The organism is Porphyromonas canoris, from assembly GCF_000769115.1.
Classification (GTDB): Bacteria; Bacteroidota; Bacteroidia; order Bacteroidales; family Porphyromonadaceae; genus Porphyromonas_A; species Porphyromonas_A canoris.
The window spans coordinates 835,129-849,593 of sequence record NZ_JQZV01000013.1 but is presented as its reverse complement, the minus strand read 5'-3'; the positions used below and the strand labels follow the sequence as shown (position 1 = coordinate 849,593).

The 14,465-nt window shown below is 44.1% G+C and carries 9 protein-coding genes; 6 read left to right on the top strand and 3 right to left on the bottom strand.

Annotated elements, in window-relative coordinates; all coding sequences use genetic code 11:
- Entirely contained in the window at positions 1-1,611 is a 1,611-nt protein-coding gene (locus HQ43_RS08630; RefSeq protein ID WP_036792272.1) for an ABC-F family ATP-binding cassette domain-containing protein, read from the bottom strand.
- Between the two features lie 28 nt (positions 1,612-1,639).
- The gene (locus tag HQ43_RS08625; RefSeq protein ID WP_036792270.1) at positions 1,640-3,571 is read right to left on the bottom strand and encodes an NAD(+) synthase; all 1,932 of its coding nucleotides are present in this window, start codon (positions 3,569-3,571) and stop codon (positions 1,640-1,642) included.
- A gap of 599 nt (positions 3,572-4,170) precedes the next feature.
- Here HQ43_RS08625 and HQ43_RS08620 point away from each other — a divergent pair.
- The 6 genes from HQ43_RS08620 to ppk1 all read left to right on the top strand — a co-directional run bounded on the left by HQ43_RS08620 (position 4,171) and on the right by ppk1 (position 13,470).
- A complete protein-coding gene (locus tag HQ43_RS08620; protein WP_036792268.1) occupies positions 4,171-6,798 on the top strand; it encodes a glycoside hydrolase family 2 protein in 2,628 nt (875 codons plus the stop codon).
- A complete protein-coding gene (locus HQ43_RS08615) occupies positions 6,795-7,529 on the top strand; it encodes a copper homeostasis protein CutC (RefSeq protein ID WP_036792266.1) in 735 nt (244 codons plus the stop codon). Before HQ43_RS08620 ends, HQ43_RS08615 begins: the two co-directional genes overlap by 4 nt.
- Before the next feature lie 2 nt (positions 7,530-7,531).
- A complete protein-coding gene (gene gnd / locus HQ43_RS08610) occupies positions 7,532-8,992 on the top strand; it encodes a decarboxylating NADP(+)-dependent phosphogluconate dehydrogenase (RefSeq protein ID WP_036792263.1) in 1,461 nt (486 codons plus the stop codon).
- A gap of 9 nt (positions 8,993-9,001) precedes the next feature.
- Complete coding sequence (zwf, locus tag HQ43_RS08605; protein WP_081964584.1) at positions 9,002-10,552, top strand: glucose-6-phosphate dehydrogenase; 1,551 nt, start codon at positions 9,002-9,004, stop codon at positions 10,550-10,552.
- A 2-nt stretch (positions 10,553-10,554) separates the two neighbouring features.
- Positions 10,555-11,292 (top strand): 6-phosphogluconolactonase, encoded by a 738-nt coding sequence (pgl, locus tag HQ43_RS08600; RefSeq protein WP_036792261.1) that lies wholly within the window; start codon positions 10,555-10,557, stop codon positions 11,290-11,292.
- A gap of 63 nt (positions 11,293-11,355) precedes the next feature.
- A complete protein-coding gene (gene ppk1, locus HQ43_RS08595; protein ID WP_036792256.1) occupies positions 11,356-13,470 on the top strand; it encodes a polyphosphate kinase 1 in 2,115 nt (704 codons plus the stop codon).
- Between the two features lie 424 nt (positions 13,471-13,894).
- Here the strand turns inward: ppk1 and HQ43_RS08590 are convergent, their stop codons facing one another.
- Positions 13,895-14,395, bottom strand: coding sequence for a flavodoxin (locus HQ43_RS08590; RefSeq protein WP_036792253.1), 501 nt, complete (start codon positions 14,393-14,395; stop codon positions 13,895-13,897).
- Positions 14,396-14,465: the final 70 nt, after the last annotated feature.

Sequence of the window (14,465 nt, the reverse complement as noted above, 5' to 3'; positions counted from 1 at the left end):
CTAATATATCCGCTCTCTTTGCGACTCTACGAGAGAGTCCACAATATAGTCGTCATACTCCATAAGCTTATCTATATGTCCCTTAGGTCCAAGCTCTATGATGCGATTGGCTACGGTCTGTATAAACTCATGGTCATGACTTGCAAATAAGATATTACCGGAGTAAGTCTTCAGAGTGTTATTAAATGCTTGTATAGATTCCAAATCCAAATGATTCGTAGGGGTATCCAATATCAAAACATTAGCATCTTTAAGCATCATGCGAGAGATCATGCAGCGCATCTTCTCCCCTCCGGAAAGTACAGAAGCTTTCTTAAGAATCTCCTCTCCGGAAAAGAGCATCCGCCCAAGATACCCCTTTAGATAGACCTCGTTTGTATCTTTTGCAAACTGACTGATCCACTCTATAAGATTCATATCTGTGTCGAAAAAGGCTGTGTTATCCAAAGGAAGATAAGCAGTTGTGATAGTCTGCCCCCAGTCATACTCTCCCTCATAGTCTTTCTCATTGCCATTTATAATCTCAAAGAATGCTGTCATAGCTCTTGGATCCCGGCTCAAAAAGACTACTTTTTCGCCCTTTTCGATATTAAAGTTCAGATCTTTGAAGAGATACTCTCCATCCAGTTTGTATGAAAGCCCTTTGATTTCCAATATCTTGTTTCCGGCTTCTCTATCCGGTTGGAACAGAATACCCGGATAGCGGCGAGATGAAGGCTGTATCTCATCCACATTGAGCTTTTCCAACATCTTCTTTCTACTGGTTGTCTGCTTACTTTTAGCGACATTAGCACTAAAGCGTCTGATAAACTCTTCAAGCTCTTTCCGCTTCTCTTCCAACTTTTTATTTTGCTGTTGCTGTTGTCTGAGAGCCAGTTGAGAACTTTCGTACCAGAAGCTGTAGTTCCCTGCAAACATTTGTATCTTACCATAGTCTATGTCCACGGTGTGCGTACACACCGAATCGAGGAAGTGGCGGTCGTGACTAACGACCAAAACTGTATTCTCAAAATCTGCAAGATAGTTTATCAACCAATGTACGGTATCGAGGTCCAAATCGTTTGTAGGCTCATCCAGAAGCAGATTATCCGGCTTACCATACAACGCTCTGGCAAGAAGAACACGAACCTTTTCCTTACCACTCAAGTCTTTCATCTGAGCATAATGCAGATCCTCTTTTATTCCAAGTCCGGAGAGAAGTATGGCTGCATCACTTTCGGCATTCCATCCTTCCATTTCGGCAAACTTTTCTTCAAGATCCGCGGCACGGATACCATCCTCGTCTGTAAAGTCTTCCTTGGCATAGAGAGCATCTTTCTCCTTCATCACATTCCAGAGTACAGAATGTCCCATAAGGACTGTATCCATAACGCTAAACTCGTCAAACTCGAAGTGGTCTTGCTTTAGTACGGACAACCGTTCGCCCGGTCCGAGGATCACGCTTCCCTTTGTCGGTTCAAGGTCTCCACTTATAGCTCTTAAAAGAGTAGACTTCCCTGCCCCGTTGGCACCTATAATTCCATAGCAGTTTCCGGATGTAAACTTCATATTGACATCCTGAAACAACGCCCTCTTTCCAAACTGAATAGTTAGTTCGCTAAGTGTAATCATCTAATATCGCTTCTTCTTTGTCTATAAATTAAAACTTTTCTATTTCTCTTATCCACATTTCTCCCACTGCATCACTCGGCATACGCCATCCTCCTCTCGGAGAGAGTGTGATAGCTCCAACCTTTGGAGCATCCGGGCTACAGTTTCTCTTAAACTGATTGCTAAAGAATCTCCTTATAAATGTAGTCATTGTACGCTTCAGCATATCCTTAGAGTACTTATCTCCAAAAGCCTTGCCTGCCATAAAAAGTATCTTTGTTGGAGAGAATGCGTTATGTATCATGTGATACAAGAAAAAGTCATGCAGTTCGTACGGACCTATAATAGCTTCCGTGCTTTGCCTGTTGGTACCATCCTTATCCTTTTCGGGGAGAAGCTCCGGGCTTACCGGAGTCTTCAAGACATCCCTTAAAGCATCCTCCACAACCTTTGCATAACCACCGTTATCGGCAATATGTTCTACCATCAGACGTACGACAGTCTTTGGAATAGAGGCATTCACGTTGTACATCGACATATGGTCGCCGGCAAAGGTAGTCCACCCTAAAGCCAGCTCCGAAAGGTCTCCCGTTCCCAACACGATAGCTCCTTCCATATTGGCTATATCCATAAGGATCTGAGCGCGTTCACGGGCCTGAGCATTCTCAAACGTAACATCGTAGCTCTTTCCATCGTGTCCTATGGCAGCAAGATGATTTCGGACCGATTCGGTGATCTCTACTTCTCTGGTGGAGATACCGAGTCCGTTCATCATGGTTTTGGCGTTATTGTATGTCCTTTCCGATGTTCCAAAACCTGGCATCGTTACTCCTATGATTCCTTTTCTGTCCCAACCCATAAAGTCGAACGCATGCACGGCAACCATCAGAGTAAGCGTGCTGTCCAGACCACCGCTTATACCTATCACGGCTTTCTTCGTTCCGATATGGATAAGACGCTGGAAAAGAGCAGACATCTGTATATCCCACATCTCTTGGCAACGCTCTTTCCAGTTTTTGGAAGAGGGCATAAAGGGATACTTCTCCACGGGGCGAGTCATATCGTACTCTTTAACCTCGTTAAGGTAGAAAGGTATCTCCGTCATCTCTTCCGTGCACACCACGGAAGCAACACTCTTAAACGAGGTATTGATAAGCCGTTCCGTGCGTATATATTCTACGTCTATATCGTTTATCAATAGGCGTTCACCATATTCAAAACGCTCCATTTCCGACAAAATCTCTCCATTTTCCGCGATGAATGCTTTCCCGGTATAGACCAAGTCTGTAGAGCTCTCTCCGTATCCGCAGGAAGCATACACATATCCGCATATCGCTTGTGCCGAGTTGCCACTAATGAGTGCTCTCAGATAAGCATGCTTTCCGGCATTCTCGTTACTTGCGGAAAGGTTGAAGATGATATGTGCTCCGTAGAGAGAAAGACGTGTTCCCGGAGGTGTCGCTGTCCACATATCTTCGCAGATCTCCACGCCTATTCCTATCTGTTTATACTTAAACAGGAGATTGTGTCCGATGGGTACAACAAAATCTTTGATATTGATATGCGAGAGAGAAAGCTCATTGGCAGAAGAGAACCAGCGTCTCTCTTGAAACTCTCTATAATTGGGAAGGAACGTTTTAGGGATGGCACCCAAGATCTTACCATTTTGGAAAGCAATGGCGGCATTGTACAGACGCTGTTCCACACGGATAGGCATACCGACAAAAACAAGGATATCCGTCTCCTTGGTACGCTCTACCAAAGTACAGAGTGCCTCTTCTGCCTGCCGTTGCAGGAATGGTTGTATAAACAGATCCGAGCAAGTATAGCCCGTAATACACAGCTCGGGAAAGGTGATAATCTCCACCCCTTTTTCACAAGCCTTAAAGATGAGCTTCTCTATGCGCTCTATATTATAGTTGCAGTCTGCAACTTTCACAAATGGCACGCCTGCTGCCACTTTTACATATCCATGTTTCATATATCGCTATACACGTAGATTATTGGTCTGTTGTTCTCGATCTTCTTATTCTGTATGTTGAATGATTTTAGTGTAAAGGTAGGGAAGATTTATCAATCTACCTATTGTTGTGCCTGCTTAACTGCCATCTCTACTCTTTTCTTGACGCTTTCTTACACCATCCGGCGATAAATTCTCTTGTAAACGGCTTCAAAAACAGCGTTTAATACAGTAAAATCTTGCTCTATTCCCGTTAAAGATTTGCAACCAAACTTTGAATGCCATAAATCAAGGCTTAATTTGTAAAATTCAAGCCTTGACTTCCAAAAATAAGCATTTGATTAGTAACTCTTTAGCGATTAAAAGAAGATTCTAAACACGTTCATCACAACTTATGAACGGCTCAAAAATAAGTAATCATACGGCATCGGAAAAAGTCATTGTAAAGAGAAGATTTGCAGGACATCACCTCCATTCGGAAAACAGATCTTATTTCCGGGAATGGAGATGTCGAAAAATGCCCCTTTTTTCCACCTGCAGGAAATTTGAGGGAAGGAGCAAATAAAATTGCTATTTTTGTATGAGATTGTGGGCTATACCCAATAAATAAAAAGCAAGAAATGAACAAGAACAGATCTATTTTACTTCTACTGTTTTTAACACTCCTAATCCCGTCGAAACTTTCCACTTACGCCGATGCTTCCAATCGTGTCGGGATCAAGAGCGAAGTATTAAGAAATTGGCGTTACAAGAGTTTGAAAGATACCCTTTGGAGCAACTGTATTGTGCCTTCTGTGGTGCAGGAAAATCTTATCAAAGAGAAGAGGCTTCCTCTCCCCTACTATCGGGACAATGAAAAAAAGGTTCAGTGGGTATCGGATCAAGATTGGGTCTATGCCACAACATTTGAAGTATCGGAGATTGATAGGACTTCGGGAACAAGACAGATGCTGGAGTTTGACGGGATAGACACATTTGGAGAGGTTTATCTCAATGGCGAACATCTTGGCTCGACAAAAAATATGTTTTTGGCTTACAGCTATGATGTTACGGGTAAGCTCGTAAAAGGGGAGAACCATCTGGTGGTACATCTTAAGTCTCCTATCGGTACGGTTCATTCGCAATACCTTTCAAACGGATTCAACTACCCTGCCGACAACGACCACTTCCCTATTCGTTACAGCCCTTTTACACGGAAAGCTCCTTATCATTACGGCTGGGACTGGGGAATGCGTATGGTTACCATGGGCATTTGGAAAGAGGTACGTCTTTCTACATATCATACTGCACGCATCGCCTCTGTGGATGTAGAGAGCAAAATAGAGTGGTCCGGAGAAAATAGTGCCAAGCAGTCATCCGTTGTCGTAAACGTGGAATGCGACTCGTTTGATAAGGAAGTTTATTTTGCCCAAGCGGAACTCACCTCCAAGCAAAACGGCAAAAAATGGTCTGCCGATATGGATGAGAGCAGCCTGAGAAAGAAAACATGCCACTTCTCGATCCAAGATCCGGAGCTGTGGTGGCCAAGAGAATGGGGCAAAGCAAACCTGTACACACTCACCATACGCCTGTTGGATAAGGACCGGAAAGAGATAGACAGAAATATTTCGGAGATAGGAATCCGGGAGATCAAGCTGATCAATAAACCGGATGACAAGGGGACATCGTTCTATTTTGAGGTAAACAGACGCCCGATATTTGCCAAAGGAGCCAACTATATACCCGGAAATTTGATGCTTACGACACGAACAGACGAGTACTTTAAGTCGCTGTTCGATGATGTCGAGTTCGCCAACATGAACATGATTCGCGTTTGGGGAGGAGGAGCGTATGAGGATGACAGATTCTATACGGAAGCCAACAGAAGAGGCTTGCTGGTATGGCAGGATTTCATGTTCGGCTGTACTGCTTATCCTGCGGATAGTTCGTTCCTGGACAATGTACGTCAGGAAGCCATCTATCAAGTAAAGCGTCTGAGAAATCATCCCTGTATAGCATTCTGGTGTGGTAATAATGAGATAGAAGAGGGAATACTCTATTGGGGCTGGCAGAAGCGACTCTCTCCACAACATTATCAGCAGCTCAAAGACAGCTATGCCCCTTTATTTCATGAGTTACTTCCAAGCATTATAAAAGAATATGCTCCAAGATTCGATTACATTCACGGCTCTCCGATGGGTTCCAACTGGGGACAGCCTCAAACATTCACGAACGGAGATATTCACTATTGGGGACTGTGGTATGGTAAACAGCCTTTTGAAGTCTTCGACAAGTACCCGATGCGTTTTGTGAGTGAGTATGGCTTTCAGTCTTTCCCCTCCATGAAGACAATATCGACATTTGCTCTTCCTGAAGATTACGGGCTCGAAACAGAGGTGATGAAGGTGCACCAAAAAGCTTCGACAGGCAACGGACTGATAAAGGAGTACATGGAGCGCGAGTACGTAGTGCCTGAAAAGTTTGAAGATTTTGTCTATGTCGGTCAGGTTCTTCACGGAAGAGGTATGGCTAAATCCATTCGTATCATGCGGAGAGAGCGTCCCACCTGCATGGGGTCTCTCTATTGGCAGTTGAATGATGCTTGGCCTGCTGTATCGTGGAGCAGTGTGGACTTTTTCCAAAACTACAAAGGGATGCACTATACAACGCGTGAAGCGTATGCTCCGGTAGCTCTAATGACAAAAGAGATAGGGAAAGATTCTCTTGCAATATTCGTTGCAAATGACAAGCTGAATGCACTTCCCGGAGGATCTCTTCGCTTGGAGACAAAAACAGTTCAAGGTAAAAAGCTGTACACTAAAACAATCTCTCTGCCTGTGATAGCGGCTAACAGCGTTACGCAGGTGGGTCTCTTCTCCAAAAGAGATATTGCAATGGCGGAGAATATTACAGAAAGAGTGCTTTCGATCAGTGTCTCTACCAAAGAGGATAATGCGCGCCTGCTATGGTACGCAGTTGCCACAAAAGATATGGATCTCCCCGATCAGGTATTGAAGTACAAGGTTATCAAGCAAACAGATGGCGAAGCTGTAGTCCGCTTCCAAAGTGAACGTTTGGTGAAAGATCTGTTTATAGAGACACCTTGGCACGCTACCAGATTTAGCGATAATTTCTTTGACCTCTTCCCCGGAGAGCAAAGAGACATTATTATCAGACATGCCGAAATTTCAAAGAAAACGCCTTTGAAATTGGAGCTGAAAACCATGAATGAAATTCACAACAAGTACAAAATAATAGGAACAATATGATATTAGAAATTTGTGCCAATTCTGTAGCTTCTTGTATTGCTGCTCAAGAAGGAGGCGCACAACGTATAGAGCTATGTGCCGGTATTCCTGAGGGTGGCACTACCCCCTCTTATGGTATGGTAAAAAAAGCTCGTGAGGCTGTAAGTATTGGTTTGAACATCATCATTCGTCCAAGAGGAGGAGATTTTCTATACTCTCCGACAGAAGTGGAAGAGATGATAGAGGATATCAAAATCCTTAGAACATTGGGAGTAGATGGCTTTGTATTCGGAGCTTTGACACCCGATGGAGAGGTAGATAAAGAGGTTTGCAAAAGACTCATAGAGGCTGCACAAGGCTCTCCGGTTACTTTTCACAGAGCTTTCGATATGGCTAAAGATCCGAAGCAGGCATTGGAAGATATTATCGAGTTAGGGTTCGATCGCATTCTTACATCCGGATGTATGCCCTCCGCATTAGAGGGAGTCTCCACCATAGCCATGCTTGTACGAGAAGCTCAAGACAGAATAGCAATCATGGCAGGCTGTGGAGTAAATGCTTCTAACGTGCATGAGATAGTACAAATGACAGGTGTAAAAGAGGTGCATGGCTCTTTCCGCTCTCCCATCGAAAGCAAAATGCGATATAGAAACAGCGTTGTAAGCATGGGAGGAACCGTGGTTGTGGAAGAGTATAGCACTCCTCAGACAGATGCCGAGAAGGTAAAAGAAATTATTAACATCATAAGCTGAATATGAACTCTAATCTTTCAAATATAGGATTGATAGGTCTTGCCGTAATGGGTGAGAACCTTGCTCTAAACATTGAACGGAACGGATACCGTGTCTCGGTATATAACAGAAGTGGAGAGACGGTGGACAGATTTATCAATGGACGGGCAAAAGGGAAAAACTTTCAAGGATTCAAGAATATCGAAGAGTTTGTTGCTTCGATAGAAAGACCTCGAAAAATCATCTTGATGATTAAGGCAGGAGGTCCTGTGGATGCAGTCATTCAACAACTTCTACCCTATCTGGAAAAGGGAGATATCATAATGGACGGAGGCAACTCCAACTATACCGATAGCGAAAGACGTGTGGAGGAGCTCTACGAAAGAGGTATCTACTTTGTCGGTAGCGGTATTTCCGGCGGAGAGGAAGGTGCTTTGAACGGACCTTCAATAATGCCGGGAGGAGCAGCCGAAGCGAAGGAGCATATCCTTCCGATACTGGAGAAAATATCTGCCAAAGCGAAAGACGGAACTCCTTGTTGCGCTTGGATTGGCGGCGGAGGTGCAGGACACTTTGTGAAGATGGTGCATAATGGTATAGAGTATGGTGATATGCAGATCATCTCGGAGGCCTATTTCATCATGAAGAAGCTGCTCAACTACTCCAATGACAGGATGGCAGACATTTTTGGAGAGTGGAATAAAGGAAAGCTGGAAAGCTATCTCGTTGAGATTACAGAGCAGATACTCAGATTCCGAGATAAGGATGGTAATCATCTTATAGACTATATCCTCGATGCCGCAGGACAGAAAGGAACGGGGAAATGGTCGGTTATCAACTCTCTTGAATTTGGTATACCGCTTAACCTGATCTCTACTGCAGTGTATGAAAGAAGCCTGTCTGCTCTTAAAGATTTACGTGAAAAGGCTGCGGCTTTATACAATCCGTTTCTTGTACCGGAACCATTCAAAGGAAGTGGTAATCCCGAACATAAGATCGAAAATGCGATGTATGCGTCAAAGTTGGTATCTTATGCACAAGGCTTTCAACTCATAAAGGCAGCATCCAATGAACACAATTGGGGTATAGACTTAGCAGCAGTAGCTCGTATCTGGAGAGGGGGATGTATCATTCGTTCGGCGTTCTTAGGTGAAATTTCTAATGCTTTGACAAGAAATCCGGACTTGGAAAATCTTTTATTGGACGAGTTCTTCAAAAAAGAAATAGAGCAAGCATTGGATGATTGGCGGGAAGTAGTATCTGTCTGTATTATATCAGGGCTTCCGATTCCTGCATGCAGCAGCTCGATCAACTACTTCCACTCATTGACCACAAAGGTTCTTCCGGCGAATATGTTGCAAGCACAAAGAGACTTTTTCGGGGCTCATACATTTGAGAGAACGGATCGCCCAAGAGGTGAATTTTATCATGAAAACTGGACAGGCGAGGGCGGAACTACGGCTTCTACTGTTTATGCTGTATAGATAACAGGGATGAATACAACGATAACACCGACACTGCCTTCAGCAATGGGCTTAGTCATATTCGGAGCATCCGGAGACCTGACTATGCGAAAGCTGATACCGTCTCTTTATTCTCTTCTTCAGGCAAAGCGCGTGCCTAAATCTTTCTTTGTTTTGGGTGTTGCCCGGACGGAATATTCGGATGAAGCCTTTAGGACTTATCTTAAAGAAAAGCTGCAAGAACACCTTAAAGATGAGGAGAAAGACACAGAAACGGTTTCTCTTTTCCTTTCGCACATCCATTACCACACGATGGATCCGGCGGAAGAAAAGGATTACAATGGTCTGAAATCGAAGCTCCTGGAATTAGATGAAGTTTATAACAACCCGGCTAACTATATCTTTTACCTCTCAACTCCGCCAAATCTTTACGGAATTATCCCTAAACATCTTAGTGCCGTAAATCTTAATGCTAAAGGCAATGGCGCAGGGATAGAAGAAAATATACGTCGAATCATTATCGAGAAGCCGTTCGGATATGATCTTGAAAGTGCTCACGAGCTCAATCTTATCTACGAAGAAGCTTTTACGGAAAATCAACTTTATCGTATAGATCACTATTTAGGGAAAGAGACAGTCCAAAACATTATGGCTCTTCGCTTCTCTAATGGTATCTTCGAGCCTCTATGGAACAGACGCTACATAGACAGAATAGAGGTAACGGCTGTTGAGAATTTGGGGATAGAGAAGCGTGGCGGATTCTATGATAACGTAGGAGCTCTCCGAGACATGGTTCAAAATCATCTTATACAGCTTTTAGCCTTGGTAACTATGGAGCCCCCGGCTGTCTTCAATGCGAAAACATTCCGCGATGAAGTACTGAAAGTGTACCAATCTCTTCGCCCTCTCTCTCCACAAGATATACGAACCAATGTCATTCGAGGGCAGTACACTGCATCCAAAGCCAATAATGAGAGACAGCTAAAAGGGTATAGAGAAGAAGAGAAGGTTAATCCTCAGTCTCGGACAGAAACCTATGTTGCCATAAAAGTGGCGATAGACAACTGGAGATGGGGAGGTGTTCCTTTCTACATCCGGACAGGAAAGCAGATGCCGACAAAGGTTACCGAAATCGTTGTCCATTTCCGTAAAACACCTCACTCACTCTTTGGAGATGCTCCGGCAAATGCTTTAATCATTCGCATCCAACCCAATGAAGGTGTTGCACTAAAGTTTGATATGAAAACGCCGGGATCCGGTTTCGATGTACAGCAAGTATCTATGGACTTCACTTATAATAAGCTTGGAGGCGTGCCGAGTGGTGATGCCTACTCTCGTTTATTGGAGGACTGTATGCGTGGAGACGCTACTCTGTTCACAAGAAGTGATGCTGTGGAGGCAAGCTGGACCTATTTCACCCCAATCCTTAAAGCATGGGAGCAAGATGAAAAGATACCTCTACATGGTTATCCTGCAGGGACTTGGGGACCCAAGATGGCGGATCAGATCATCAACGATGGCTATTCATGGACCAATCCGTGCAAAAATCTTACGGACACCGATCTTTATTGCGAACTCTAAATATGACGATGTTTAACATAAACAGATATGCTACCCCCCGTTTGGTAGCGGAAGCCATAACAGACTTGCTAAGGCAAAAGTATCTGGAACACAAGGTGCACTCGCCTGAAGAACCCTATACGATAGCTCTAAGCGGAGGGTCTACTCCACTCTCTCTTCTCCACTACTGGGAAGAGAGAGTAGAGATGCTCCGGGAAATGGATGTACATTTTTTCTGGGTGGACGAGCGAATGGTTCCTTATGACTCCAATGAGAGCAACTACGGAGAGGCTGCCAGAGCTTTCTTTGACCGCTCCGGCATATCCCCTAATCGCATTCATCCCATAACCCCATCCTCTCTGACAGCAGACTCTGCACAAGAATACTCCGAGCAGCTAAGCCGATTTTCCAGCCAATATCAGAAGAAAAAGGCAATAGACTTTCTGCTATTGGGGATTGGTGGTGATGGGCATACCTCCTCGCTTTTCCCCGGACAAGAGGATTCCTATTCGGTCGAGCGGCTTTTTATAGCCTCTATCAATCCTCAAACAAAAGTGGAAAGAGTAGCTTTGAGTATGTATGGCATTCTTCACGAATCGGATACCATCCTCTTTCACTTGCTTGGAGAGAAGAAGAGAGAGATACTTCAAGAAGTTTTGAGCAGTACTGCCCCATCCCACGAAGAGTCGCTTTTACCCTCCGCTTATGTTATTGCACATGCTCAAAAGCCGGTGGATATTTATACCGACATCTCTGTGTAAAAACTCTCTCAAAGAAAATCACTACCTTGTCTCAATACTAAAACCATATCACTGCACCTACCAATGGATGCAAACCTTCATACTTCACGCTACTTCAAACGAGATCTGAGTTGGTTGTCGTTCAATAAACGCGTGCTCTTGGAAGCAGAAGATACCGATCTCCCTATCTATGAAAGACTCAAGTTTTTAGGGATCTTCTGTTCCAATCTTCAAGAATTTTATCAGGTTCGAGTAGCAAATGCAAGAGCTGCCATAGAGAATAGAAAACAGAGCGACTTCACTCAAGAAGAGGCTCTGGATACATTTGTCCAAGTGATGAAAGAGGTCTCTTCTCAAGAAGATCTCTTTTACGATATTCTCTATAACAGGGTTATCCCAGACCTTAGTGCACAGGGAGTGGATCTCATCACGGATATCAATGTCTTGACGGATGCGGAGCGTGAATATCTCTACCAATACTGCATCATGGAGGTTTATCCGCACCTCTCCCCTATTTTCCTGGATCCGGATCATGCCAATCCATTTGTACGAGACAACCGTCTCTACCTTGCCATAAATGCTGTCAAGAAGAAAAAAGAGGGAGAAAAGGTAGAAGATCACTACATCATCAAGCTCCCGTTCGACAAAGCAAACAGATTTGTGCCTATTCCACCGGAGATACGCCAAATCAAAGATGGCAAGAGATCTCCCTATGCCTACGTTTTTCTGGAAGACGTTATACGTACAGGCATACACTATCTGCTACCCAACTATGAGAAGATAGATGCTTATGCCTACCGGATATCTCGTGACGTGGATGTTGTTATCACGGAAAATATTCACGGCAAAGACCTTGCTCAGAGGGTGAAAAGCATTCTCAGCCAAAGGCAACGCGGGGCTGTTTCTCGCTGTCTGTACGACCGCCGTATGCCTCACACACTATTGGATAAGATCATGAAGCTGAGCTATGTCAAGGAAGACCTGCTCATTCCGAGCGATACCTACATTATGCTCTCGGATCTTCTTCAGCTACCCAATCCGATAGGCTCGGAATATGCACGACGGTACCCGGAACCCATTGCGTGGCATCCGGAGATACCGAGAAACGAGTCCATGATCCGATACATCATAGAGCACAACCTTACAACAACTCTTTACGCTCCATATCAGTCTTTCAGAAACTTTATCCAGCTGTTGCATGCGGCTGCCACTTCTCCGGATGTGGAAGAGATAAAACTGACTCAGTATAGAGTGGCAGAAGATTCCGAAGTGATAGAAAAAATGACTCTGGCGGCTCTGAACGGAAAAAAGGTTACGGTCTTTGTCGAACTAAAGGCAAGATTCGATGAAGCCAATAATCTCATCACAAGCGAAGTCTTACAAAGAGCCGGAGTAAAGGTGGTATACAGTCTTCCCAAACTGAAAGTACACGCCAAAACGTGCCTGATCCGACTAAAAAGCGATCCCGATACGGTTAAAGGTTTGGCATGTTTCAGTACCGGAAACTTTAACGAAGATACCGCAGCCATCTACTCCGATCTGACCTACATAACCCCTCATCCGGAGTTGGTAAAAGATCTTGTCTCTCTCTTCAAATACGTTGAGTCCGAAGTGAAGACCCTACCAATGTTCCGACATCTATTGGTTCCCGGATGTGGACTTGTAGAGACACTGAATGCTCTTATAAATAGAGAGATAGAGGAAGCAAAGGCAGGAAGAAAAGCGCACATAATACTCAAGCTGAATGCTTTGCAGGATCAATCCATGATAGAAAAGCTATACGAAGCATCCGAAGCAGGCGTTGAGATAGACCTTGCCGTAAGGGGTATCTGCTGTGCCATCCCAAATCAGCCTTTCAGCAAGAATATTCGTGTTACACGCACCATAGATATGTATCTTGAACACACCAGATTATGGTACTTCTATCATGGTGGTAAGGAGAGCATCTACATCGCTTCTGCCGATTGGATGAAGCGTAACCTTTACAAGCGCATAGAGTATGCAGCACCGATCCTGCACCCCGATATTAAAGCTCTGGCTAAGGATATACTCATGCTGCAGCTTCAGGCAAACAAAAACACTTACGAGGTAGATGAAAATCTCGAAAACCGACCAAGACTTGGCTCTTCCTCACAAAAGATAAGGTTGCAAGAGGAGCTTTACAAGGTTGTTCGCTCTCACTCGGAAAAGAAAGCATAACAGACTGCTTCTTGCGACACTTTCGGCATCGGAAGTTCTACATACCAATCCCCCCTTGAATGCCATAGCTCAAACATTCAAGGGAGGATTTTTATCATCGTGAACCTATTGAAAAAGTGTGTCGATAAGGGTAAGAAAATCCGTTGAACCCGATAAATATCATAAATCAAGAGTTGATTGGTAGCACTCAAACTTCGATTTCCAAAAGTCAAGGCTTGGGCGATACAATTCAAGCTTTGATTTGTGGAAATCAAAGCTTGAACTGCGAATCCAAATCCGTTTAGAAGATATTCCGAACGGCTTCAGGCAAACTTTTGTACGGCTATATAGAAACATTACACCCTCCAAATCTGCAAAGGCAACACTTTTGTGCCCGAAAACAGATATGGAGGGTGTATAAATTGTATAGAAAAAAGAAGCCGGATTAGATCGCTGCATCCAAAGCTGCAATCCACTTATCCATTCTGGCATCGCTTTCTTCCGGATAGTTTACTTCGTCCAAGCAAAGTCCGACAAGCTTGCCATCTCTTTCTGCCTTTGAATCTGTATAGCTATATCCTTCAGGAGCATAAGCACCAACAAATGTAGCACCTGTGCCTTGAAGCTCATCGTAAAGAAGACCAATAGCATCACAGAAAGTAGTATCGTAGCTATCTCCGTCTCCACAACCGAAGAATGCTACCTTCTTACCGGAAACGTGAGATTTTAGTTTTTCGATAAAGTCGATCCAGTCATCTTGAAGTTCACCATCACCCCAAGTGCTGGAACCAAGAATAAGCACGTCGTAAGCATCAGCTGCAGCAGCATCTGCGCTGGCAACGTTATGTACATCGCTTTGAGAAACATTTAGTCTGTCTGCTACACGAACTGCAACATCTTCTGTTGTTCCGGTAGAAGAACCGAAGAATATACCAATATTAGCCATAATGAATGTTGATAAAATAGGTTGTTAACTTTTTATTTTCAGGGCTTTTTCCCTTTGGTGCAAATGTAAG

Bases quoted from the DNA above. Each gene is read 5' to 3' on its own strand.
- HQ43_RS08630 (WP_036792272.1), bottom strand. From the start codon at position 1,611: ATGATTACACTTAGCGAACTAACTATTCAGTTTGGAAAGAGGGCGTTG.
- HQ43_RS08625 (WP_036792270.1), bottom strand. From the start codon at position 3,571: ATGAAACATGGATATGTAAAAGTGGCAGCAGGCGTGCCATTTGTGAAA.
- HQ43_RS08620 (WP_036792268.1), top strand. From the start codon at position 4,171: ATGAACAAGAACAGATCTATTTTACTTCTACTGTTTTTAACACTCCTA.
- HQ43_RS08615 (WP_036792266.1), top strand. From the start codon at position 6,795: ATGATATTAGAAATTTGTGCCAATTCTGTAGCTTCTTGTATTGCTGCT.
- gnd (WP_036792263.1), top strand. From the start codon at position 7,532: ATGAACTCTAATCTTTCAAATATAGGATTGATAGGTCTTGCCGTAATG.
- zwf (WP_081964584.1), top strand. From the start codon at position 9,002: ATGAATACAACGATAACACCGACACTGCCTTCAGCAATGGGCTTAGTC.
- pgl (WP_036792261.1), top strand. From the start codon at position 10,555: ATGACGATGTTTAACATAAACAGATATGCTACCCCCCGTTTGGTAGCG.
- ppk1 (WP_036792256.1), top strand. From the start codon at position 11,356: ATGGATGCAAACCTTCATACTTCACGCTACTTCAAACGAGATCTGAGT.
- HQ43_RS08590 (WP_036792253.1), bottom strand. From the start codon at position 14,395: ATGGCTAATATTGGTATATTCTTCGGTTCTTCTACCGGAACAACAGAA.